Genomic DNA, 23,290 nt, shown 5'->3' on the forward strand with positions numbered 1-23,290 from the left:
GCTCGCGGCGGCCTTTTCAATTTCATACGTTCAACAATTAGTTCGCTGGCGCTTGTGCCGGCGCCGTGGTGGGTGCTGCCGGAGCGGCGGGGGCTGAACCCTGCGGCTGCGTGCCGTTGATGTTGTTGAAATAGCGGAAGAAGGTCGAATCCGGCGAAAGAACCAGGGTCGTCCCGTTACCCGTCAGCGAGTTTGCGTAAGCCGTCATCGAGCGGTAGAACTCGAAGAAAGCCGGGTCGCGCTGGAAGGCCTCGCCGAAGATGCGGTTGCGTTCCGCGTCGCCCTCACCGCGCAGCACTTCAGACTGGCGCTGGGCATCGGATTCAAGCTCGACGACCTGACGATCAGCGATAGCACGACGGCGCTGACCCTCTTCGTTACCACGGGCGCGGATCAGTTCGGCTTCCGCCAGACGCTCGGACTTCATGCGATCGAAGGTCTGCTGCGACACTTCCTGCGTGAGATCCGTACGACGAATACGGACGTCAACGATGCTGATACCGAGCGACTCGGCGTCAGGACGCAGATCGTCACGCACTTCCTGCATCATGGATGCGCGGGCATCCGACAGAGCGGATTCAAAGCCACGCAGGCCATAGACCCGGCGAAGCGATGCATCGAGACGGGTACGCAGACGCGATTCCGCCGAGAGCTGATCGCCCGACACGGTTTCACGGAAACGACGTGCATCGGTGATGCGATAGACCACGAAGGCGTCGACTTCATAGAACTTGCCGCCGGAGACCTGAACACGGATGTTGTCGTGGTCGAAGCGCAGCGCACGGTTTTCGATATACTGAACGCGATCGGCATCCATGAAGGCGAATGGCAGCTTGAAGTACAGGCCTGGCTGCGTCTTCACATCCTGGATCTGACCGAAGCGGACGACGATCGCCTGCTGCCGCTCATTGACCACGAAAACTGAGGAGTAGACGAGGAAGAACAGGATCGCGAGGCCAACGAGAATTGCCGTAAGACGATTGCTCATGTCAGTTGCCTCCCTGCTGTGCTGCGCCGGTATTGCCGCGCATCATTTCATTCAGAGGCAGATATGGCACCACGCCCTGCTTTTCATCGATGATGATCTTGTTCGAACCCTTCAGCACCTGCTCCATCGTTTCGATGAACATGCGCTCACGGGTCACTTCCGGTGCCGTCCGATACTGGTCGTAAATCGAGATGAAGCGCTGTGCCTCACCTTGAGATTCGTTGACGACACGGCTCTTGTAAGCATTCGCCTCTTCGACGATCTGGGCTGCCTGACCGCGTGCCGCACCAAGCTTCTGGTTGGCATACTGGTTGGCTTCCTGCACGAAGCGGTCTTCATCCTGCTCGGCACGCTGCACTTCATCGAAGGCATCGGCAACTTCGCGCGGCGGTGCCGCATCTTCGATCGCAACAGCATTGATGGAAATGCCGGCGCCATAGCTGTCCATCGTCGCCTGGATGATGCTGCGAACATCCGCCGCAATCGCCTGACGATTGTCACGGAAGATGTCCTGCGCCGGACGACGGCCAACGACTTCACGCATGGCGCTTTCGGAAACCTGCTGAAGGGTCTCAGCCGGCGTGTCGACGTTGAAGAGATAGGATTTCGGATCGGAGACCGTATAGAGAACCGAGAACTGGACGTTGACGATGTTCTGGTCGCCGGTCAGCATCACGCCGGTGGCAGCGGACGAAGACGTCGCGCGTGCGCCGATGTTCTGCTGCTGCTCGGTGACCTTGACGATCTCGACAGTCTCGATAGGCCAGAAGTGATAGTGCAGACCCGGCATCGACACTTCGTTCTTCGGCTTGCCGAAGCGAAGCTCGACGCCGCGTTCATCAGGCTGAACCGTGTAGATGGACTGAATGCCGATAAAGGCGAGGATCACGAGGACGATGATGGCGACGACGCCACCATTGAAGCCACCCGGAAGCATGTTTTTGAAACGATCCTGACTGCGACGGATGATCTCTTCCAGATCGGGCGGGCCGCCATTGCCGTTACCGCCGCCGCGTGGGCGGTTTGGCCCTTGTCCCCAAGGTCCACCCTGGTTGTTTCCTCCGCCGCCGCCACTATTACCGCCGCCGCCCCAAGGGCCGCCGCCGCCATTCTGATTGCTCCAGGGCATTCATACCTCTTTGTTATAAAAACTTTCCCGCTCCCTCTCCAACGCGCTTTTGCACAGCCGGCGGGAATATCGTCCTCGTTATAAGAAGGCAAAGCGTCTGTTTCAACGCAGGGGCGGTACTTTAATACCCGTCCAGCCCAAATAGTTCACTTTGCCGCAGCGCGGCGCCGATAGGTTGAAAACCGCACCGGATAATCGTCTTTTTCCCCGGCTGGCAGGGTGGTTTCGTCGGTTTTCTCAAAAATGGCCGGATCGATTTCCGGAAAAAACGTGTCGCCATCCAGTTCAACTTCCACATGGGTGACGGAAAGTTGATCGGCAAACGGCATAGCCTGACGGTAAATCTCGCCCCCGCCTGCTACGTAAACCGCATCCACACCAAGCACTCGAGCCTGTGCTTTTGCCTGCGACAAACCCTTCTCAAGCGAAGAAACGACCTCAACACCGTCGGGCTTATAATCGGGATTACGGCTGATGATAATGTGAGGGCGTCCAGGCAATGGTCTCTCACCAACGGAGAGAAACGTCTTGCGGCCCATGATCATTGGCTTGCCCATGGTCTCAGCCTTGAAGCGCTTGAGATCGGAAGACAGCTTCCACGGCATGTCCAGTTCACGCCCAATGACATTGTTTCGGGAAACCGCGGCAATCAAAACGATGCGGGGTTCACTCATACCGCAATCGGCGCCTTGATGCTTGAATCGGCCTCGTAATTCTCCAGCGCAAAGTCTTCGAACTTAAAGGAAAACAGATCGCGCACGGCGGGATTGAGCCGCATCGTCGGCAAAGGCTTCGGCGTGCGCGTCATCTGCAACTCGGCCTGCTCGAAATGGTTGGCATAGATATGCGCGTCACCCAGCGTGTGAACGAAATCGCCGGACTTCAAGCCCGTCACCTGCGCCACCATCAGCGTCAGCAAGGCGTAAGACGCGATGTTGAACGGCACACCGAGAAAGATATCGGCCGAGCGCTGGTAGAGCTGGCAGGAGAGTTTGCCATCCGAGACATAGAACTGGAACAGGCAGTGACATGGCGGAAGCGCCATTTCGTCCACCAGCGCCGGGTTCCAGGCCGAAACGATGTGGCGGCGGGAATTGGGGTTGGTCTTCAGGCCTTCTATGAGAAGCTGGATCTGGTCGATATGGCGACCATCAGGTGCCGGCCAGGAGCGCCACTGCGCACCGTAGACCGGTCCGAGATCGCCCTTCTCATCCGCCCACTCATCCCAGATGGTTACGCCGTTTTCCTTAAGGTAGGCGATGTTGGTATCGCCCTTCAGGAACCACAAGAGCTCATGAATGATGGAGCGCAAGTGCAGCTTCTTTGTTGTCAGTACCGGGAAGCCTTCGGAAAGATCGAAACGCATCTGGTAGCCGAAAACAGAGCGCGTGCCCGTGCCTGTACGATCGCCGCGATCGCTGCCCGTTTCCATCACATGCCGAAGAAGATCGAGATATTGCTTCATGTCGTCCCGCCACCGAGTCTCTTTGGGGTACATCTTATACCCCTTCCCGGCAGCGGAACCAATCGATTGACGTCGTTCTCCAGAACTTTTGCGCTTAGACCGTCTCGAGCTTTCCGAGATGTTTGGCAACGAGGTAGTAGAAGGTCACGCGGGACTTGCTGCGGTCGCTCGCCATCGCCTTCGCCGTGGCATCGATTGCGGCATCCGCATCTGCGCCATCGACGCCGAGCTTCTTGGCGCACCATCCGCTCTTCACCCGCGCCAGCTCCTCCGGGTCGGATGACGATACCAAGGCCGAGTCGCGATTGCGAAGCGCTATGCCCAAATACTTGACGATCTTGTTCACCACGGCTTCATCGGCATTGGCATCGTACTTCTTCACATCTGCAAGATAGTCCGTCATTTCCTTATCCTCCATGTTGAGCGGCCAGATCGTTTTCACAGCCACTTCTGGAAGAAGATGTTCTAAGCCTGCAACCGCGTCAAGAATCTCATGCCACAGTCAACGTGTCCGTCCTTTACGGAAATGTCACAAGACCTCTTTTCTAAGCGCGCGGAAATGCCTATATGACCTCTGCCGGATGCAAATCCGGCTATGGCGATAAACGGTCGATGGAATAAACCTATTGGACCCGGGGGCGGTACCCGGCGCCTCCACCAAAAACCGGCGGCTTCTTATGAAAAGGCCGGCTTTTGATGGGGGCGAAATAGGATCGACAAGGGCGTAAAGATCGAACTTTTGCTCGGCATGATACCGCCGTTATCGGGTCACAAGTGTAGTTGCAAATGACAACAACGCTAAGGAATACGCTCTCGCTGCCTAATGGCGGTGCGGGAATTCCGCTCTAAGTCCTTACGGTTAGCCCCGTAAGGCGGGGTTCGGAGGTACCTGGCAACAGAAACCTCCACCTTCTCCCCTCTCTCGAAATTCGTTATATGGTGCGTCTGACTCGCTTCTGGTACGCTGAAGATCGCGCATATATTTGCCGCGGTTGAACGATAGGACATGCTGCAAGCGGTGAAGGCTTTTTCGTTGCTGCGCACTAAGACATTGCGTATACTCAGGTAAAAGACGTTCGAATAAGGAAAGACAGGACCGTATGGGGCAGGATCATATCCGTTACGACATTCTCGCACAGGATGCCCTTCGCGGCGTTATCCGCAAGGTTCTGAGCGAGGTTGCGGCCACTGGTCGGCTGCCGGGCGATCACCACTTCTTCATTACGTTCCTGACCGGCGCGCCGGGTGTGCGGATCTCTCAGCACCTCAAGGCAAAATATGCCGAGCAGATGACGATCGTCATTCAGCACCAGTTCTGGGACTTGAAGGTCACCGAAACACTTTTCGAGATCGGTCTGTCCTTCTCCGACACGCCTGAAAAGCTCGTCATCCCCTTCAACGCCATCCGTGGCTTCTACGACCCGTCGGTCAATTTCGAACTCGAATTCGACGTTCCCCTCGCCGAAGAGGAAGAAGTTCAGGAAGCGGAAATCACCGCCTACCCTGTGCCCGCTGAAGGCAAGGTTCAGCCGGAAGAGAAGAAGGCTGACGAGGAAAAGAAGGCAGGCTCGGTTGTATCCCTGGATGCCTTCCGCAAGAACAAGTAAGGCGTCTGGCGTTCTGGTGAGCGCCGCGCACCAGCCGTCGACCACGAAAACGTGTCGCGTTTTTTCAGGACTGCTCCTCACGTTTTAGATTCTAGTTTCTGGCATGTTGTCATCGCAAAGCTCTCCACCGCTTTGCGCAACATACTCTAGGAGAGCTGCATGACGGGTGATGTCATCAACCTGCGCCAGTTTCGCAAGCAGAAGGCGCGCTCCGAGAAAGAAAAGCAGGCGGAGCAAAACCGCCTGTCATTCGGCAGAACGAAATCCGAAAAGTCTCTGACGACAGCCTTGAACGAGAAGGCTGAGCGTCAACTCGATCAGAGCAAGCTTGATCGTCGGGACGGCGAGCCCGAATAGGGCTGGCCGCCAGGGGCTTCTCCCTTGCCGCATCTTGAAGCGCTCTCCAAACCGGTCTCCCATATTCCCAATCTTGAGCTCAGCAGTTCCGCGTTCCATCTACCAAAGCCGCGCGCTGCCTGATAAAGTATGTCGCGCAAAAGTGTGCACCAGTTTTGCGATAACGACATGCGATAACAAAGACCTAAAGCGTATGAGCGAATCTGAAAGATCGCGAAACCCTTTAGGCTGTCAAAGGGCTCATCGTCCCGCACTCGAGACGCAGGCTAGGACTGGAACGTTTCCTTGTTGAATGGAACCGTTCTACCGGAGCAGGTTTTCGTCAGGGCAAGGGAGATTGGCGACGGGCATACCCAAGGCTACGGTCGAGCCGATCGACTTTAAGCCTGGCGGAAAGATACCCGGCCCTCCGTCGCGCCGCTTCGCCGTGCGAAGCGATCAGCGCGCCGGCGAATGAAACTCCTGTAGATTTGCCAGCAAATCTGCGGGAGGGTTGTTTGAAACGGGCCACCTGCTTGCCCGGACGGCTTGGCTGTATGCTTTGGCTACGGCACGCATCCTCCGGACAATCAGTCGATCCCGTTTGAATCAACAGAACTGTTTCCATTTAACAAGAAAATGATTAGGCGGCCCCACTCACAATCCGCCACCTTCCCACTCTTGGCCTCTCATCATCGGCTAAGATGTCCGAATTTTTAGGCTCTATTTCGATATCACCCGTCCTTGAAAGAAGTGGTGGAACCCAGGCCATGTAACAGCGTTATCGAACGCAAGCTCCTATACATTTCATGGACTTGCAGGCAGAAAATGAATCAGATTGGCACCCTCTTGAACCGGCTTGGAAAGCAGCGACCTTGATACGCAAGCACTCCACGACTCTTCATGGTCACCGCACAAGCATCTCTCTAGAGGATGCGTTCTGGGACGAGCTCCGCGCCATAGCGGAAAGGCGAAAGATGAGCTTCGCATCCCTGTTGGCGGAGATAGACGACAACAGATCAGAAAGCAGCAATCTGTCCTCTGCGCTCAGGGTCTATGTGCTGACCTGGTTGAAAAGCCAGAAGTAGGTCGTTCATCCATGTCGCACATCATCGGCGGGGGCGCGTGCCGGAGCGACCGCATCGGGCCAAGCCGTCCGGGCGAGCGGGTGGCACGCTTCCGCAAATTTGCCGGCACATCTGCAAGAGTTTCGAGAGTCCGGCACGCTCACCGCGTCCCACTACGAAGCACGGTCTGGTATCTTTCCGCCAGGATCAAACGCGATCGGCTCGGCCGTGACTTTGGTCATGCCCGTCGCCAATCGCCTTTGCCCTGACGACACCCTGGTCCGGCAGAACGGTGCCATCCAATAGGGAAGCGCTTTAGGGTGGGGAATCGTTCGATGGGTTGGAGAACTGTCTGATCACATCCTGCGTCGGGGGAATTTTCAGCGTAGGCGTCGCCTCAGGCTGCTTTTGCTCCCGCTGCAAACGCTCCTGCTGCTCCTTCTCCGCCTGCAGACGCTCCTGCGCCAGCGCGCGCAGACGTTCCTCTTCCGCCTGCCTTGCTCGCGCTTCCGCTTCCGCGCGGTCCTTTGCGGCCTGCCGCTCTGCCGCCTGGAAGCGATAGAGGGCAACCTCGCGTCTCAGTCGCTGTTTTTCCAGAACGCTCGCCTGCAGCGCTTCCACACGGCGACGTTCCTTCTCGAAGGCGCGAAGCGAGAGGTAGCTGGTAAGGCCCGAGACATCCGTCGTCAAAGCCGGCTGAGCCAGGGGGCCGACATAATTTAATCGAATGGAGGGCGTGGCACCTGCAAGCTCTTCGGTACCCGGCTTGTAGTCGAGTTCGACACCGCCCGTCAAAGTCTCATCGGCGATGTTGAGCGACAGATCACCTTTGAGGGAAAGTTGGTCTGTGGATGCCGTCACGTTCTGCATGTGCAGGCCGCCATCGCTAATGGTGAAGGGCATCGAGATCTGACCAAGCGAAACATCGCCATGCCAGAGTTGCTGATCCACCAGCGGACGAACTTTTGCCGCATCGATATTGCCCTGAAGACCCGCCGCCGCTTGAAGCCAAGGCTGAAAGGCATTCGGGTTGATGCCCCGCAAAACGAGATCATTCGTACGGATTTCACCAGAACCGCTCGCGGACGTCAGCAACTCGCGAACACTCTTGCCGGTCGCTTCCGCCGTCAGGTCTGCGGCAAAGCGGCCGGTCGCCACGGGGGTGTTCCCGCTCTTCCAGATGATGCCTTCCGGATTGGCACCGGAAATGGCGAGCTTGGTGCGGAAGATTCCTGCCCCCTCACCCGTTGCCATCGCCATTCTGCCGGACAGCTTGCCGCCCATCCAGTCACCCGCCATATTGTCGAGCGAGAGCGTGCCATTTCCATGAGCCAGTGAAAAAGACGATCCGGTGACGGTACCAAAGGGACCGACCTCGAACTTCGCCGCCTTGACGGAGAGTGCCGCTTCGATCTTTGGGAAGGACGGAAGTGCTACAGGCTTGGCGTTCAACCCGCCATTCTCCGGATCGATGACAGGTCCGTACATCGCATCCCCCAGCCACGCCAGGTCGACATTGGCAAGTGAGACATCTCCTGTCAGCTTGTAGGGAGCAGCACGCGAGACCGCCACACTGCCTGAAAAGGCATTGCCACCGGCCTGCCCGGTCAGGTTGCCAAAGGTAGCTTTCTCTTTGTCGACCGAAAGCTTGGCGCTCGCCTTCGTCGACATGCCGCCGCCAAGCTGCGGCAGGCCAATGGCGTTCATGATGAGATAGGGTTCAATATCAGCGCTTTCCAGCGCGAGGTCCGCGCTGCCCTCGCCAAAGGTTTCAGGCGCAAGCGAAAAACTGCCAGCGGCGGTGAAGTGCGTGCGCTCGGTGGAGAAACGGAAGTCCGTCTGCATTGCCGAACCGAGGCTGCCGTTCAGCTTGACCGAAAGCAGGCCTTCGCCATCCGCATCGAAAGGCAGCGGATCGAGGCCCGCCTGGCCGAAGAGAATGGCAGTGGACTGGTTCTTCAGGACCGCTTCGAGCGTCAGCGCCGTGTCATCGGTGATCGAGAAGAAGTCGGGTAATTTGGCGACAGCCGAAAGCCGGCTACCATTGATGGTGCCGGAGACGGCAGCATTGGCACCACCGCTATTGCTATCGATTGAGAGATCGACGGTGACGTCGGAATTGGCGTACCAGGCAGCACTTTTCACAACGCGATCCAAGAGCGGGTGGTGCGGCAGTTTCTGGCGGATCAGTTCAAGGACCGGCTGCATGTCTGGTGCGCGCAGGTTGATGGTGCCCTTGCCGCCATATTTCAGCAATGTACCCTGCAACTGGCCCTTGGCGTGAACCTCGGCGCCAGCAATATCGCCCGCGGTCATCGTATCGAGAGACAGCACGCCATCCGACACCGTAAAGGCGGTTTCCACCTTGTTGGCTGTCACGCCCGCCATATTGAAACGATCAGCCTTGAACTTGGCGCTGATGCGATGATCGAAGACAGAGGAGCCGTTCTGATCGCCGAGCACCAGGCTTCCAAGCGCCTTAAGGGCATCGACGTCGATCTCGTCGCCAGCAAGATCGATGTCGATGCTGGAGCCCTTGTCCGTCGCCTGGCGCAGCAGACTTCCCCGCAGTGACGCCTGGCCGATGGCGAGTTCGAGATCATCAAAGCGCTGCGCCTTGGTGGTCAGCGAAACCTTGGAGGAAAATCCGGCGGCATTCATCTGGCGGATTGCCGGATCGACGCTGCCGGTCAGCCAGTTGGCAAGACCGGATGGCTGGTTGGAGGCGACAAGAAGATCGCCGTTGAAGGCCGGGCCATCGGTCAGCGTCAACGAACCCTTGGCCTCGAACTGGGTGCGGCCCGGCAGCATGGCAACGGCGTTGACCACCTGCCAGCCTGCCCCATCCGGACGCACATCAAGACGGATATCACGAATGGTGGTGTCGTCGGAAACCAGCGCTGGCAGACTGATGATGGCCTTGCCAGGTACCTGCGGCACCGGAATGCGTGCAATAAGATCGGCAAAGGCCTCGATCCGCTGGCGCAGTGAGACAGTCGGGACACGGGATGTCTTGCCGCTCGAAGGGACCGGAACCGGTGTAAAGCGGTTGAAATCGATCTGCTGCCCGTCGGCTGTCAGCAGGAATTCGGGCGCGGCACCCGTATCCAGCGTGGCTTCGCCGGTAACAATATAGGGGTTATCGGCAGCGCCTAGTTCCATGCGGTAGCTGGGAATGCGCAGGCGCCCATTGGTCAGTTCAAAGCTGCCGCGTGTGCGCGGCGCGGAAAAGATCGATTGATCCTGCTTTTGCTGCTTATCGTCGCGCCGGAAATTGAAGGCGAAGGAGCCGCTATAGACAGGACGGCCCGCCGTCGCGCCAATGCCGCCATCGAGATCGATCTCGACGGGATATTCATCCGGCTGCATGCGCAGACGCAGACCCATGCGACCGACTGTGGGGTCGGGTTCGCCGCTTGTAAGCGAGAACGAGCCAGCGTGACCATCAATCGCGGCGCGACCCTCCGCCCGCCATGGTCCGGCGAGCGACTTGGCCGACATGGCGGCATTCAACCCTGTGATGGTGCGGTTGCGGCCTGATTGCTCGTCGATGAACTCGATCTGCCCGTCTTCGATATTGACGCTTTCAAGCACCACGGTGCGCGCTGGAATTTCAACCCGACCACCACGCATCCAGTCGAGCGTACCATCCTTCAGCAGGCGGATCTTGGCTTTGGGCTCTTCGATGCGCATGTCGAAGATACGCGCTTCCCCGGAAAGAAAGGGCGCGAGTTCGGCATCCATGGAAAAGCGCGCGACCTGAATGAGAGGCGAGCCATCCGCATCGGTGCCTGCTCGCACATCATGAAGAGTAACGGATGGGAATGGCAGAAGCCGGGCCTCGACCGGCCCGTGCACCACGACCTTCTTGCCCAGGATGCGGCTTGCCTGATCCTCGAAGTCACGACGAAAGTCGGTCCAGTCGATGAAATACGGAATCAAAAGCGCTGCAAAAAGCGCTACGACCAGCAGTCCGCCCAGAAAAACCAGTATGCGTCCGAGCACGACCCGTCGTCTCCCATAATCACCGCTGAAAACTAGCGTTTTTTCGCCCTAGGGCAAGCATCATTTGGTTGAAAGCCCTTGCTCTCTAACCGGATCAAAGACGAAAGAGCTTGCCCGGATTGAAAATATTATCCGGATCTAGCGACCGCTTGATGGCACGCATCGTATCGAGTGCAGGACCGGCCTCTTCTTCCAGAAAGCTCATCTTCCCCTGCCCCACGCCGTGCTCACCGGTACAGGTGCCATCCATGGACAGCGCACGGCGATTGAGACGCGCCACGAAGGCTTCGGTTTTCGCCACGCTTTCGGCATCCTTGCCGTCGAAAAGCACGAGAACGTGGAAGTTGCCATCGCCCGCATGGCCGACGATCGGCGCCAGCATGTCATTTTCCCGAATGTCGCGTTGGGTCTCCACCACGCAGTCGGCAAGGCGGGAGATCGGAACGCAGACATCGGTCGAAAGGCCGTCGAGATGTGGCGCCAAAGCCCGCGATGCCCAATAGGCGTCATGGCGGGCTTTCCACAGCTTGTTGCGCTCCTGCGCATCGCCGGTCCATTTGAAATCCGTGCTGCCGAACTCGGCAACGATTTCGGCAAATTGCTGCGATTGCAATGCGGTGGTTTCTTCCGTTCCGTGAAACTCGACGAAAAGCGTTGGCTTTTCTTCGTAACCGAGACCGGAATAGGCATTACAAGCGCGGATCTGCACCTCATCCAGAAGCTCGATACGCGCCACCGGAATGCCGATCTGAATCGTCATGATCACCGCATCGCAAGCGGCTTTGATCGTCTCGAAAGTACAAACGCCACCAGCGATCTTCTCCGGAATGCCCTGAAGACGAAGCGTAACGGATGTGAGCACACCAAGTGTGCCCTCCGCACCGACGAAAAGCCGCGTCAGGTCGTAACCGGCGGACGATTTACGTGCGCGCCTGCCGGTACGGATTTCCTCACCATTGGCGGTGACAGCCGTCACGGCCAGAACATTGTCCTTCATCGTGCCATAGCGCACCGCATTGGTGCCGGATGCGCGGGTGGACGCCATGCCGCCGATCGAGGCATTGGCGCCCGGATCGATCGGGAAGAACAGGCCAGTGTCGCGCAGATAGGTGTTCAACTGCTCGCGATTGACTCCGGGCTCCACCGTCACATCCAGATCCTCGGCGTTTACCTCGATAATACGGTTCATCCGGCTGAAATCGATGGAGATTCCACCGGATGGTGCGTTCACTTGCCCCTCCAGCGAGGAACCCGTGCCAAAGGGAATGACCGGCACCTTGTGCTCCGCACAGGCTTTTACGACGGTTTTCACATCATCGGCGCTTTCGACGAAGGCAACGCCATCGGGAAGCTGCGTTGTCAGGTAAGTCGTGGTGTGCGAATGCTGCTCTCGGAAAGACTGGCCCGTCTGGAATTTTTCACCAAGATCGCGCTTCAGCACGGTCAGAACAGCGGCAATGCCAGCCTCGTTTCGTGTTCCCGATACGACATCTTTCAAAGCCATGACATACTCCACCATGCTGCATATTTTTGCCCCGCGTCCGGCGCGGGTCATGGCGTGGTATGTGACAAGGTTCTGACTTTGTCCAGCACAGGCTTTGCTCTTGTCCGCTGTTTGACGTCAAATCATTCCGCAGCGAGAAGCGGCTTGTCCTCTTCAAGAGCGCGACGGCGGATCGCCGTTTCCAGTTCGCGATGCAGGCGAATTTCCTCATCCGCCTGCGGCTTGGCAAAGCGCGCCAATAGCAGGTACGAAACCGGCGTGATGTACAGCGTCACCAGCGTTGCAAAGCCAAGACCGCCGACGATCACCCAACCAAGCGCAATACGCGCTTCAGCACCTGCACCCTGCGCCAATACCAGCGGCACACCGCCGAGAATGGTGGCGATCATCGTCATCATCACCGGGCGAAGGCGAATGCTGCACGCCTTCTCGATGGCTTCTCGAACACTCGCGCCCTGGTCACGCAGATGATTGGCGAATTCCACGATCAGAATGCCGTTCTTCGCCATGACGCCAACCAGAAGCACAAGGCCAATCTGGCTGTAGACATTGAGGCTCGACCCGGTGACGAGCAGCGCAATCACCGCGCAGGCGAGACCGAGCGGCACCGTCGTCATGATGATCAACGAACTCAAAACGCTTTCGAACTGTGCTGCCAGCACCAGGAAGATGATCGCAATGGCAAAGCCAAAAGTCAGCAACATGCCGCTGGAATTTTCCTGAAGCGTGGCGGCTTCACCGAGCGGGATCAGCCGCGCACCGGATGGCATGATCTGGCCTGCCAGTTCATTGACCTTGGCAACCGCTTCACCCAGTGAAACGCTCTCACGCAGGTTGGCGGAAAAGCCAACCGAAGGCAGTTGCTGCTCGCGGTTCAGCTGCGGTGCAACGGCAGTCTCCTTGAGTGACGCGATGACCGACATCGGCACGATCTTGCCGTCATCGGTCTTGAGGAAGACGTTCTCGAGGTCTGTCGGATCGTTGATCGGGCGGGTAGAGGCGAGAAGACGAACCGGAATGGCGTCGCCATTTACAAAGACGTCGACGATGGAGCGGCCTTCGAGAAGTGACTGCATGGCGCGCGAGAGGCCGGTGATATCGATACCGAGATCGGATGCCCGTTCGCGATCGATGGAGACGGAAAGCTGCGCCTGGTTCGGCTCGTTATCGAAGCGCGGCATGTCGAACATGCCGGTTTCTTCCATGGCCAGCAGCAGTTTCTGTGTCGCTTCCGTCAGCGCCGGATAGTTGGAGCCGACCATCGCCATGGTAAGACCATTGCCCGCGCCGCGAATGCGCAGGCTGTTCGGCTGCTGCGCCGTGCCACGAAGCGCAGGCACCTTTTGCGCGGCGGCATTGATATCCTGCGCGATCTGGTTTTGCGTGCGGTCGCGATCCGCCCATGGCGCCAGCGTCAGCACCATGAAGCCGGTATTGGACGAGCCGTTCATACCGGTGATCGAATAGACGTTGCGGATTTCACCGCTTTCGCGCAGCGGCATAAGGTTCTCTTCGATGCGCTGCAACTGGTCGCGGGTATATTCAAGGCTGACACCCTGTGGCGCAGTCACCCGCAGGAAGACCGACGAGCGATCCTCGCGCGGCGTCAATTCGTTCTGCACCATGCCGAAGGCCACCCAGGAGACGCCTGCAAAGGCAATCGACACGACGATGACGATCAGCGGATTGTTGAGACAGCTCGATAGCGTGTTCCTGTAAGTGCTGGCAAAGAGATTGCCGAACCAGGCAAGCGGGCCTGTCTGATGCTCGACGGTCTTTTTCAGCATACGCGACGCCAGCATCGGGCAGAGTGTGAGCGCCACGATGGAGGACAGGCCGACAGCGAAAGCCAGCACGAAACCGAACTCGCGGAACAGGCCACCCAACTGGCCGGGCAGGAAGGACAGCGGAATGAAGACCGCCGCCAGCGTCGCCGTTGTCGCAAGAACCGCGAAGAACACCTCCTGCGTACCAAGAACGGCCGCGGCCCGCGGCCCCATGCCTTCGGCCCTGCGACGAACGATGTTTTCTAGCACCACGATCGCATCGTCCACCACAAGACCCGTCGCCAACACGATGGCAAGTAGCGTCAGGATATTGATGGAAAAGCCGACCATGTAGATGGCGACCAACGTGCCGATCAGCGCGACCGGCATGGTGATGGCCGGAATAAGCGTGGCGCGCCAGTCGCGCAGGAAGAGATAGAGAACCACAACCACGATCAGTGCGGAAAGACCGAGCGCCAGCTCCACTTCATGAAGCGCGCCTTCGATGAAGACCGCGTCGTCGCTGGTCACGACGATCCGTGTGCCTTCCGGCAGGTTCGGCGTCATCGCATCGACAGCTGCCTTGACACCGGTTGAGATATTCAACGTGTTGGACTGCGCCTGGCGAATGACGCCGAGACCGACGCCCTGCACACCGTTGGAGCGCAGCGACGTGCTTTCATCATCGGCGCCAAGCTGCACGCTCGCCACATCGCGAAGACGCACCCTGTCCTTAATCAGCAGATTTTCGAATTCGGCAGGCGTCGTAAGGCTGGCGGTTGCTCGCACAACAATGTCCTGCGTTGAACTCTTCAGCGAACCCGCGGGAACATCGAGTGCTGCCGTTGCGAGCGCGTTGGAGACATCGGTCACCGTGAGACCGCGGCTGGCAAGGGCTGCCTGATCGAGATCGATCCGGAAAACCTTCTCCTGGTCGCCGTAAAGTTCTACATCGGCAACGCCATCCACAGCGGCCAGACGATCGACGATCTCATCCTCTACCAGCTTGGTCAGGTCTTCCATGCTGAGCGTAGAGGACGTGACGGCAAGACGCATGATGGGCTGGCTGTCTGAATCCGCTTTGATGATCTGCGGTTCATCGGCATCTTCCGGCATCTGGTTGGTCACGCGGCCGATCGCATCGCGGACGTCGTTCGCAGCAACGGCAAGATCGATATTGTCACCGAATTCCAGTGTCACGCGGCTAGTGCCGAACTGAGAAGCAGACGAGATGGATTTCACCCCGCTGACGCGGGCAACCGCGCCCTCGATCGTCTGCGTCAACTCTTGGTCGATCGTCTGTGGTGAGGCGCCGTCATAGGTCGTGCGCACCGAGATGACCGGACGATCGACATCCGGCAATTCACGGACTTCGACGCCGACAAGCGCCGCGAGTCCCGCGACAACCAGCAACGTGTTGATCACCGCGGCAAGGATCGGCCGTCGAACAAAGAGCGCTGTAAAGGCAAGCTTCGAATCCTGCCCTGCGGGCGGCGTCTGTCCGGTTGATGAACCGCTCATTGGCTCGCGACCTCCGCTGCTTTCGGTTCGTTGCCGACACGCACAGCACCACCTTCACGGACGCGCTGGAGACCCTCGGTCACCAGAAGGTCATTGGGTGAAAGCTCGGCCTTCACCAGAACCGCATCGGGATTGCGCTGCACCACCTGAACGCGGACCTTGTTCGACGTGTTGTCTTTCACACGCCAGACATAGGAGCCATCGGCATCCCACTGCACAGCCAGCGGATCGACGGATGGGTAGGTTTCTCCCTCGAATTTCATCGTGACGCTGAAAGACATGCCGGCACGCAATTCATCCTTGGCGTTATCGAAAACGGCGCGGACGCGAACGGTGCGGCTTGCCTCGTCCACGCGATTGTCGACTGCTTCCACCTGACCCTTGAAAGTCTCACCCGGGCGCGCGATCGAGGTCGCTTCCACCGGCATTCCAACCGTGATCGCAGTGGCAAATCGTTCCGGTGCCCAGAAGTTGACGAGAATCTTCGAGCGATCGTCGAGGCTCACGATACTGGTCTGCGTCGTTGCGTTATCGCCGACATTGATGGCGACGATGCCGGCAATGCCGTCGATCGGCGCGACGATATTGCGCCGTTTCAGATTGAGCTCGGCGGTGCTGACCGCAAGCTTGGCAGACTCTTCGGCAATCTGCGCATCGAGAACGTCGAGACGGGCCACCGATCGGAGGTTTCGATAAGATGTGGATTTCTCGACCGCACTTTTGAGAGCGACCTGCGCCTTGTCGCGCTCGATCAGTTGCTCATCATCATCGAGCCTTGCAAGCACATCACCCTTCTTCACCTTCTGGCCCGACGAGACGAGAATCTCGGAAATCAGGCCGGACGCCTGCGGTGTGACGACAACAGTCTGGATCGCCTCACCGTTGCCTATGGCATTAAGACGGTCATTCACCGTGCCGGTTTTCGCAGGAGCGGTGATCACAAGCGTTGCATTGTTGCGCCCGCTCCCGCCGCCTTGACCTGCAGGTCTGGACGAACCATTGGCGGCGTTCTTTGCGGCAGGTTCTCCGGTCGTGACGATGCCTGCTTTCGCCAGCAGGCTCTGTCCTGTGGACGAATTGAACGCCCACAAAAAGAAACCAGCGCCGACAACCGCCAGACTGACACCAACCTGCTTCCAAACCCGCATGCAATTCTCCGTGTGATCCATCCGCAAACGCAACCGTGCCGCAGGGCGGACAGGCGAATGATTTGGCGCAGTATCTTTGCTGTTGCTTAACAACGCAACGCAAGATTCCGTTTCTTACAGAATTGTAATTCGCGAAAATTTTACGGCAAGACAGCGGAAAATAGCCGATATACTTTATCAGCAGTTGTAATTCGCCGTCAAAGCTATCCCAGGCACCGCGGTGGAAACGCCGATCTGCGAGGTGGCACAGAGGCGCAAAAAAGCCATTTCGCCTTTGATTGGACGCGATCGCGGCGCATACGGGAATAGAAGCAGAACGATGTTCCACCGCATCGGCCCCAAAACCGGGACCGATTTTCGCGAAGTGCGATACTTAGACCCATAGGACGCTCTAGCGTTTACATCCCGAATCACTACATTGAGCCGCATGAGCAATAGTTTCGACGATATGCCGTTCTTCGACGAAGAACCAAACGAGCCGCGCCGTCCCGTCCCAACCGCCGCTCCAGCCGAGGGTAGCCTGGGGATTGCCGCCCGCGCTATGGCAGCGCGCGACCAGGCACGCGGTACGCCCGATTATCTCTCTGGTCTCAATCCAGAGCAGCGGGAGGCCGTCGAAACTGTAGATGGGCCAGTGCTGGTTCTGGCGGGTGCAGGTACCGGCAAGACCCGGGTGCTGACGACACGCATTGCCCACATTCTCGCGACCAACAAAGCCTATCCGAGCCAAATCCTGGCCGTGACCTTCACCAATAAAGCTGCCCGTGAGATGAAGGAACGCATCGGAGTTCTCGTCGGCGGCGCGGTCGAAGGCATGCCATGGCTCGGCACCTTTCACTCCATCGGTGTGAAACTGCTGCGCAAGCATTCAGAGCTTGTTGGGTTAAAATCCAACTTCACCATTCTCGACACCGATGATGTCGTGCGTCTCATCAAGCAGTTGATCCAGGCCGAAGGTCTGGACGACAAGCGCTGGCCGGCCAAGCAGTTCGCCGGCATGATCGACAATTGGAAGAACAAGGGGCTGACCCCGCCCGATATTCCGGAAGGTGACAGCCGGGCTTTTGCCAATGGAAAAGGCCGCGACCTTTACAGCGCCTATCAGGACAGGCTGAAGAACTTGAACGCCTGCGATTTTGGCGATCTGTTGCTGCACCCGATCACCATCTTCCGCCGTCATGCCGATATTCTCAAAGAATACCACCAGCGGTTCCGCTACATTCTGGTGGATGAGTATCAGGACACCAACACGGCCCAATATATGTGGCTGCGGCTTCTGGCGCAGCGCGCCAAGGGTCAACCTCAAAACGTCTGTTGCGTCGGCGACGACGACCAGTCCATCTATGGCTGGCGCGGCGCGGAAGTGGACAATATTCTGCGCTTCGACAAGGATTTTCCCGGCGCAAAGGTCATCAAACTCGAGCGCAACTATCGCTCCACCGAGCATATTCTCGGCGCTGCCGGCCATCTGATTGCCCATAATGAAGGACGTCTGGGCAAGACGCTGTTTACTGACCGTGTCGATCCGAATGATGAGAAGGTCGTGGTCCATGCCGCATGGGATTCGGAAGAGGAAGCGCGCGCCGTCGGTGAAGAAATCGAGGCGCTTCAGCGCAACACCAAGCACAATCTCAACGACATGGCGATCCTCGTGCGCGCTTCGTTCCAGATGCGCGAGTTCGAAGATCGGTTCGTTACACTTGGTCTGAATTACCGGGTCATCGGCGGCCCGCGCTTCTATGAGCGCATGGAAATCCGCGATGCCATGGCCTATTTCCGTCTCGTCTGCCAACCGGCACACGACCTCGCCTTTGATCGTATCGTCAACACGCCGAAGCGCGGTCTTGGTGATATCGCGCTCAATAAGTTAAATTCTTACGCCCGTGCGCGAAACATTCCTAAGCTAGCAGCAGCAGCTGAAATAATTGAGACTGATGAGCTCAAGCCTTCTGCACGGAAGGCGCTCTTTGACGTTGTACAGAACTTTCGTAGCTGGCAAGACTTATTGGAAACTACGGAACACACGGTTCTTGCCGAACAGATCCTCGATGAAAGCGGCTATACTGCCATGTGGCAGGCAGACAAGACCGCAGAAGCCCCGGGACGATTAGAGAACCTTAAAGAACTTATCCGCTCGATGGAGTCCTTCGAGAGCATGCGCGGTTTTCTCGAGCATGTAGAACTTGTCATGGATGTTGAGCAGAATGAAGAGCTCGATGCCGTCTCGATCATGACGCTGCATTCTGCGAAAGGTCTGGAATTCGAAACCGTCTTCCTGCCCGGTTGGGAGGAAGGCCTGTTCCCGCATCAGCGGTCTCTCGATGAAGGCGGACGCTCGGGTCTCGAGGAAGAGCGGCGCCTTGCCTATGTGGGCATCACCCGCGCCAAGCGGCGCTGCCACATATGGTTCGTGTCCAACCGCCGTATTCACGGCCTCTGGCAATCCACCCTGCCCTCACGCTTTCTCGATGAGCTGCCGCCATCCCATGTCGAGGTCACCGCTTCGGAAAACAATTATGGAGGCTATGGCGGCCGCGGCGGCTATGGCCAATCCCGCTTCGACAAGGCCGAACCCTTCGCCAATAATTACTCGACCCCCGGCTGGAAGCGGGCGCAGGCCAACCGCTCCGATGCCACGCGTGACAATTGGGGCAGTCGGTCTGGACATGCCGTGGAGCGGATCGGCTATGGCGAGAGTGGGCCACGTGCGCGGACGATCGATGGAGAACTTGTGGCGAAATCGGTCGCCGATGCGCCTTCGAAGTTCGCCGTCGGAGACCGGGTCTTCCACATCAAGTTCGGCAACGGCAATGTCGCAACCGTCGAAGGCAACAAGTTGACGATCGATTTCGATCGAGCCGGCCAGAAACGCGTGCTCGATGGCTTTGTCGAAAAGGCATGAAGGGACAGCATCTGCCTGAAAATCAGAACGAATTTCGGGCAGATGCGTTCGCTCGTCAAGATTGAGCTTTATCCTCCAAAAGGACAACGTCGCTCTAAGCTTTCACCGAGTATTTTTGATTGGCTGAAAGCGTCTGCTATTTCCATCAGGATGATTCTCGGCAATAACCATCTGTGTTGCCAGGCCGTTCTTCCTGAGGTTAAATTGCATATATTCGAAAATAATAAATCAAAACTTGCGATCTACCTCATCAACATGGCCAATGCAAAGGAACGCAAACAGGCCATGTTCGACAAGCTTTCAGACATCGGTCTGACGGCGGAGCGTGTCGAGGCAATCGATGGCAGGGCGCTGACATTTCCAATCCCGGAATTCAGCGCGCTTTCCTACAAGTTGATGCATGGCCGTCGGACTTGCCCTCCAGAAATCGGCTGCTATCTCAGCCACGTAGAATGTGCGCGCCGGCTGTTGCAGAGCGATGCCGAGTTTGCTCTCATCCTGGAAGATGATGTGGTCTTCAAACAGGACTTCATGGCGTCAGTTGAGGCCGCAATCGATCATCGAAACAATTGGGATATCCTCCGACTATCGACGGTGAGCAACGGCAGAAAATATCCGTTTCGCAAACTAACCGCCGACCGGTCCTTGAGCATCGCACTGACGCGCGAAAAGGGGTCAGGCGCCTACATCGTCAATCGGAAGGCTGCGAAGTGGATCGCGGAAAAGCTGGTTCCGATGCGGCTTGCCTACGACATCGCCTATGATCTCGAATATCTGGCAGGGCTCAAATCGGCCTTCGTCTACCCCCTGTGCGCCTCGCAGGATGCGGACAGTACCAGTTCCATTCAGGACACCGCCCGCGCGTACAAGCTGCCCCGCTGGCGGTACGTCACCGTCCTGCCCTTCCGCACATATCTGGAGGTGACCCGCTTCTTGTTCAGAGGAGCTCGGCTCCTGTTGGGCTATGCGGGAAACGTGGTCGCGCCACGTACATTGCCAACGGCAACGTCGAGGAGTGATTCTTTCAGCGCCTCAGCGCCGCACCACTCCGTCCCTCACGAGGCTACGGCACCGGTTCACGCGGTCGTTTCGCCTGGCGTAAACCCAATCAGGTAAACTGCGGCAACGATAGCGGCTATGATAAAGATCGAGATGACGAAGATCGTCATCCGGTTCAATGGTTTGCGTGTCGTTTTCTTCATGCGCAGACAACAGTCTTGCGCTGATTTTGTTCCCGCCAAAACCGGAAGAGCGGTCGGTAGACCTGAAGAGAGATAAGCCGCCCTTCATCCGTAGAAACGGACGCGTGGCGCTTTAGCGATCACCTGAACCATCACTTGAAATGGCCGGACCCATCAACGCATTTCGTTTTGTTTTTGCATCGTAAGGTTCTAAAGCCTGATGATCTCTTCAGGACTATCTCGGAAAGACAAAACCTCCCATGACGCCGACACGTTCCAATCCGCTTCACCTGGCGGCCGCTTTCGCAAGCGGCGGCCTTTTGACCTTGATGGTGCATTTCAACGGGATGCTCGCTCATTATGGCAACGCGCTCTTTTCCTCCTGGACTGCGCATGCCACCGGCACGATTGCCGCCATTATCGTCATGGGGCTGCTCTACCGCAAACCGGCACCCGGACAGCCGGCCAAACCCAAGGCTCCACTCTGGGCATACATGGGCGGCATGATCGGCGCAGTGCTTGTCATGCTGACCTCCACAGCGGTGAATTCACCTCTGGCTCTTTCCGGCACCATCGCCCTCGGCCTGGCTGGGCAGGTGATCTTTAGCCTTGCAGCGGATTTCTGGGGCTTGTTCGGCTTTCCCAGGCGTCGGCCACAGGGACAGGACATTCTCGCGATTGCCTTGATCCTCGGCGGCAGCGCACTCATCATTCTGGTTGGGAGAGCGACATGATCGTCTGGATCGCAATGGCCTTTATCGGCGGTGTCTTCGTGTCGCTGAGCCGTCAGGTCAATGGCCGCCTCAGCCTCTCCACCTCACCGCTCACCGCATCCTTCTGGAACCACTTCGTTGGATTGGTCGTGCTGACGCTTGTGGGTCTCGCCATCGGTGGCCTTCTGCCGCCTGGCGCCAGCGACGCGCCCTGGTACGCCTTCATCGGCGGCCCAATCGGTGTCGTGTTCATAGCATCAGGTAGCTGGCTGATCGCCCGTATCGGCGCGGTCAACACAGCGCTTCTCGTGATCAGCGGCCAGATGGTTTCAGGTGTCGTGCTGGATTTCTTCAGCGATCAACCGCCAAAGATCTGGGCGACTGCGCTCGGCGTGGTCTTCATTCTCGGCGGCATGGTGCTGACCCAACGCCGCCGTTAAAACGTCGCTGAAGGCCTCAGCTCTTGCCGAACAGGCTGCCGAACAATGTCTTGCCGCCGGTCTTTCCACCGTTGGCTGCGACAGCGGAAGGACGCCCGTTCAACTTCGGCACCACAATGAGGCGCTTGACCTCACCACGCTTGAAGGCGGCCAGGAACTTTGGATATTCCTTGAAAACGACGCAGCCATTCGATTCACCGCGCTTCGCCAGCATATAGGTATGCGCCAGGAGCCCGTTACGTCCATGCGGATTGACACCGCTTTCTGGTGTCAGGCGAATGGCTTCCACACCGTGGAAAAGCGATTCGCGCATGGTCAGGCGGTAGCTTGACGGTGGTGTCGCGCCGCGCATCTTGACGTGCACGAAATCTGGATTGTCGCGCATCTTGCCGATACCCGAATGGGCCTCGAGCTTCTCGCCACTTGGAAGATGCACCACGCCTGCGGAAATATCGTAAATGGCAGTGCCATTGCCGCGGTCAGGCCATGGAACGGCGTCCATCTTCGTTTCGCGCATCGGGTTGTCGGGCCGCGCGAAAGCGACCATCGTCGATGTCGCTGGCTGCTGTACCGGTGGCTTGGCGGGCGTCGGAACGGTCGCTTGCGCAGCGATCTCCTTTTCGACAACCGATGGATTGGCTGGACGCGGAGTCGGCTCCACCTCGAAGGCCTTGGCGATCTCGGGGCGGAAGTTCGGCAGAGGCACGGTTTCCGGCAGGAGGTCGATCTCTTCATCCGCCTTGGCCTGCGGACGTCCGAGGGCGGCTGCGAACGCAGGGTGCTCTGTCGCTTCCTGTGTTTCCAGCATCGCGGTTTCCGGCCCGCGACCAAGTGCCGAATCAACGATCGCCGAGGGGCGAAGCGCTGCCAATTCCTTGACCGCCGCCTGTCCCTGTGCGTCGATTGCCGCCGCCGCACCGAAGCGTGCGGCAAAAAGCTTGGCGCTGAGCGGATGTTCCGCCGCCAGACGCGTCATTTTCTGGTGGCTTTCGGGGTTGGCCGAAAGGCGCGAGAACTTATGGACGTGAATGGTGGGCTGAACGTCGTCGAGCGACTCGCCCGCCGGGCGGTCCACACGCGCGAGCAGCATCTTGTCAAAACGTTGCGTGCCATACGAGGCCTGCGCCATACCGTGCAGCGAAGCAAAAGCCGCCACAGCACAAACACTGGCAAGGATTCCGCCGCCCAAAAGAGCGGAGAGGCCGCCTGACGAGAGGCCAGCACGTTTTTTGTCACGGGCTGCGCCACGCATGGGCACGCCCTGATAGGTCACGACTGATGACGCCATGATACTCGTTACTCGAACCGTTTACGCAAAACCGGCTTGTCGCCGGCGACTTGGCGTTGGCCTCGATCGTCAGATGCGAATCGCACCATCCTCGAAGCGAACAGGTTCGAAGCATGCCGAATTATGGTAACCAAAGTCTTTACGAGTCCCCTGAAAACGCTGTCCCTAAAAGCGCAAGCCATGTTCATGCAGGTAAGATCCGATGTTCGCGCCCCATTTTTTTCAGGCGT

The 23,290-nt window shown here is 58.1% G+C and carries 17 protein-coding genes and 1 other RNA gene; 8 read left to right on the top strand and 10 right to left on the bottom strand.

Features of this window, described 5'->3' with window-relative positions:
• Positions 1 to 37 precede the first annotated feature (37 nt).
• The 5 genes from hflC to QE408_RS17605 all read right to left on the bottom strand — a co-directional run bounded on the left by hflC (position 38) and on the right by QE408_RS17605 (position 3,985).
• Complete coding sequence (gene hflC / locus QE408_RS17585; RefSeq protein ID WP_306933378.1) at positions 38 to 988, bottom strand: protease modulator HflC; 951 nt, start codon at positions 986 to 988, stop codon at positions 38 to 40.
• Position 989: 1 nt separating this feature from the next.
• Positions 990 to 2,117 carry an FtsH protease activity modulator HflK gene (gene hflK / locus QE408_RS17590; protein WP_306933380.1) on the bottom strand — a complete coding sequence of 376 codons (1,128 nt, stop codon included), beginning with the start codon at positions 2,115 to 2,117 and terminating at the stop codon, positions 990 to 992.
• Between the two features lie 146 nt (positions 2,118 to 2,263).
• Complete coding sequence (locus tag QE408_RS17595) at positions 2,264 to 2,791, bottom strand: dihydrofolate reductase (protein WP_306933383.1); 528 nt, start codon at positions 2,789 to 2,791, stop codon at positions 2,264 to 2,266.
• Positions 2,788 to 3,582, bottom strand: coding sequence for a thymidylate synthase (locus QE408_RS17600; protein ID WP_306934845.1), 795 nt, complete (start codon positions 3,580 to 3,582; stop codon positions 2,788 to 2,790). The genes QE408_RS17595 and QE408_RS17600 overlap by 4 nt, the downstream gene beginning before the upstream one ends.
• A gap of 94 nt (positions 3,583 to 3,676) precedes the next feature.
• Positions 3,677 to 3,985 (bottom strand): DUF2853 family protein, encoded by a 309-nt coding sequence (locus QE408_RS17605; RefSeq protein WP_306934846.1) that lies wholly within the window; start codon positions 3,983 to 3,985, stop codon positions 3,677 to 3,679.
• 134 nt (positions 3,986 to 4,119) lie between these two features.
• Between QE408_RS17605 and ssrA the strand changes: the two genes are divergently transcribed.
• The 4 genes from ssrA (at position 4,120) to QE408_RS17625 (ending at position 6,613) form a co-directional block, all read left to right on the top strand.
• Positions 4,120 to 4,492: a transfer-messenger RNA gene (gene ssrA / locus QE408_RS17610) on the top strand.
• A 190-nt stretch (positions 4,493 to 4,682) separates the two neighbouring features.
• Positions 4,683 to 5,189, top strand: a complete 507-nt coding sequence (locus QE408_RS17615) for an SspB family protein (protein ID WP_306933385.1) — start codon at positions 4,683 to 4,685, stop codon at positions 5,187 to 5,189.
• A gap of 159 nt (positions 5,190 to 5,348) precedes the next feature.
• A complete protein-coding gene (locus tag QE408_RS17620) occupies positions 5,349 to 5,546 on the top strand; it encodes a DUF4169 family protein (protein WP_306933387.1) in 198 nt (65 codons plus the stop codon).
• Between the two features lie 854 nt (positions 5,547 to 6,400).
• A complete protein-coding gene (locus QE408_RS17625; protein WP_306934847.1) occupies positions 6,401 to 6,613 on the top strand; it encodes a ribbon-helix-helix domain-containing protein in 213 nt (70 codons plus the stop codon).
• A 294-nt stretch (positions 6,614 to 6,907) separates the two neighbouring features.
• On the opposite strand, the gene QE408_RS17630 is transcribed toward QE408_RS17625, so the two are convergent.
• The 4 genes from QE408_RS17630 to QE408_RS17645 form a co-directional block, all read right to left on the bottom strand.
• Entirely contained in the window at positions 6,908 to 10,597 is a 3,690-nt protein-coding gene (locus QE408_RS17630; RefSeq protein ID WP_306933389.1) for an AsmA family protein, read from the bottom strand.
• Positions 10,598 to 10,691: 94 nt separating this feature from the next.
• A complete protein-coding gene (locus QE408_RS17635) occupies positions 10,692 to 12,101 on the bottom strand; it encodes an FAD-binding oxidoreductase (RefSeq protein ID WP_306933391.1) in 1,410 nt (469 codons plus the stop codon).
• 122 nt (positions 12,102 to 12,223) lie between these two features.
• The gene (locus QE408_RS17640) at positions 12,224 to 15,388 is read right to left on the bottom strand and encodes an efflux RND transporter permease subunit (protein ID WP_306933393.1); all 3,165 of its coding nucleotides are present in this window, start codon (positions 15,386 to 15,388) and stop codon (positions 12,224 to 12,226) included.
• The gene (locus QE408_RS17645) at positions 15,385 to 16,536 is read right to left on the bottom strand and encodes an efflux RND transporter periplasmic adaptor subunit (protein WP_306933395.1); all 1,152 of its coding nucleotides are present in this window, start codon (positions 16,534 to 16,536) and stop codon (positions 15,385 to 15,387) included. The genes QE408_RS17640 and QE408_RS17645 overlap by 4 nt, the downstream gene beginning before the upstream one ends.
• A gap of 427 nt (positions 16,537 to 16,963) precedes the next feature.
• Here QE408_RS17645 and QE408_RS17650 point away from each other — a divergent pair, with 427 nt between their 5' ends.
• From QE408_RS17650 to QE408_RS17665, 4 genes are all read left to right on the top strand, one after another.
• Positions 16,964 to 19,438 (top strand): ATP-dependent helicase, encoded by a 2,475-nt coding sequence (locus QE408_RS17650; protein WP_306933397.1) that lies wholly within the window; start codon positions 16,964 to 16,966, stop codon positions 19,436 to 19,438.
• 204 nt (positions 19,439 to 19,642) lie between these two features.
• Positions 19,643 to 20,554 (top strand): glycosyltransferase family 25 protein, encoded by a 912-nt coding sequence (locus QE408_RS17655; protein ID WP_306933399.1) that lies wholly within the window; start codon positions 19,643 to 19,645, stop codon positions 20,552 to 20,554.
• 325 nt (positions 20,555 to 20,879) lie between these two features.
• Complete coding sequence (locus tag QE408_RS17660) at positions 20,880 to 21,353, top strand: DMT family transporter (RefSeq protein WP_306933400.1); 474 nt, start codon at positions 20,880 to 20,882, stop codon at positions 21,351 to 21,353.
• Entirely contained in the window at positions 21,350 to 21,772 is a 423-nt protein-coding gene (locus tag QE408_RS17665; RefSeq protein WP_306933403.1) for a DMT family transporter, read from the top strand. The genes QE408_RS17660 and QE408_RS17665 overlap by 4 nt, the downstream gene beginning before the upstream one ends.
• Before the next feature lie 16 nt (positions 21,773 to 21,788).
• On the opposite strand, the gene QE408_RS17670 is transcribed toward QE408_RS17665, so the two are convergent.
• The gene (locus QE408_RS17670; protein ID WP_306933404.1) at positions 21,789 to 23,060 is read right to left on the bottom strand and encodes a DUF2778 domain-containing protein; all 1,272 of its coding nucleotides are present in this window, start codon (positions 23,058 to 23,060) and stop codon (positions 21,789 to 21,791) included.
• Between the last annotated feature and the right edge of the window lie 230 nt (positions 23,061 to 23,290).

Source organism: Agrobacterium larrymoorei (assembly GCF_030819275.1).
Lineage (GTDB): Bacteria > Pseudomonadota > Alphaproteobacteria > Rhizobiales > Rhizobiaceae > Agrobacterium > Agrobacterium larrymoorei_B.

Bases quoted from the DNA above. Each gene is read 5' to 3' on its own strand.
- QE408_RS17605 (WP_306934846.1), bottom strand. From the start codon at position 3,985: ATGACGGACTATCTTGCAGATGTGAAGAAGTACGATGCCAATGCCGAT.
- QE408_RS17595 (WP_306933383.1), bottom strand. From the start codon at position 2,791: ATGAGTGAACCCCGCATCGTTTTGATTGCCGCGGTTTCCCGAAACAAT.
- hflK (WP_306933380.1), bottom strand. From the start codon at position 2,117: ATGCCCTGGAGCAATCAGAATGGCGGCGGCGGCCCTTGGGGCGGCGGC.
- QE408_RS17650 (WP_306933397.1), top strand. From the start codon at position 16,964: ATGAGCAATAGTTTCGACGATATGCCGTTCTTCGACGAAGAACCAAAC.
- hflC (WP_306933378.1), bottom strand. From the start codon at position 988: ATGAGCAATCGTCTTACGGCAATTCTCGTTGGCCTCGCGATCCTGTTC.
- QE408_RS17660 (WP_306933400.1), top strand. From the start codon at position 20,880: ATGACGCCGACACGTTCCAATCCGCTTCACCTGGCGGCCGCTTTCGCA.
- QE408_RS17640 (WP_306933393.1), bottom strand. From the start codon at position 15,388: ATGAGCGGTTCATCAACCGGACAGACGCCGCCCGCAGGGCAGGATTCG.
- QE408_RS17620 (WP_306933387.1), top strand. From the start codon at position 5,349: ATGACGGGTGATGTCATCAACCTGCGCCAGTTTCGCAAGCAGAAGGCG.
- QE408_RS17645 (WP_306933395.1), bottom strand. From the start codon at position 16,536: ATGCGGGTTTGGAAGCAGGTTGGTGTCAGTCTGGCGGTTGTCGGCGCT.
- QE408_RS17600 (WP_306934845.1), bottom strand. From the start codon at position 3,582: ATGAAGCAATATCTCGATCTTCTTCGGCATGTGATGGAAACGGGCAGC.
- QE408_RS17665 (WP_306933403.1), top strand. From the start codon at position 21,350: ATGATCGTCTGGATCGCAATGGCCTTTATCGGCGGTGTCTTCGTGTCG.
- QE408_RS17615 (WP_306933385.1), top strand. From the start codon at position 4,683: ATGGGGCAGGATCATATCCGTTACGACATTCTCGCACAGGATGCCCTT.
- QE408_RS17670 (WP_306933404.1), bottom strand. From the start codon at position 23,060: ATGGCGTCATCAGTCGTGACCTATCAGGGCGTGCCCATGCGTGGCGCA.
- QE408_RS17635 (WP_306933391.1), bottom strand. From the start codon at position 12,101: ATGGCTTTGAAAGATGTCGTATCGGGAACACGAAACGAGGCTGGCATT.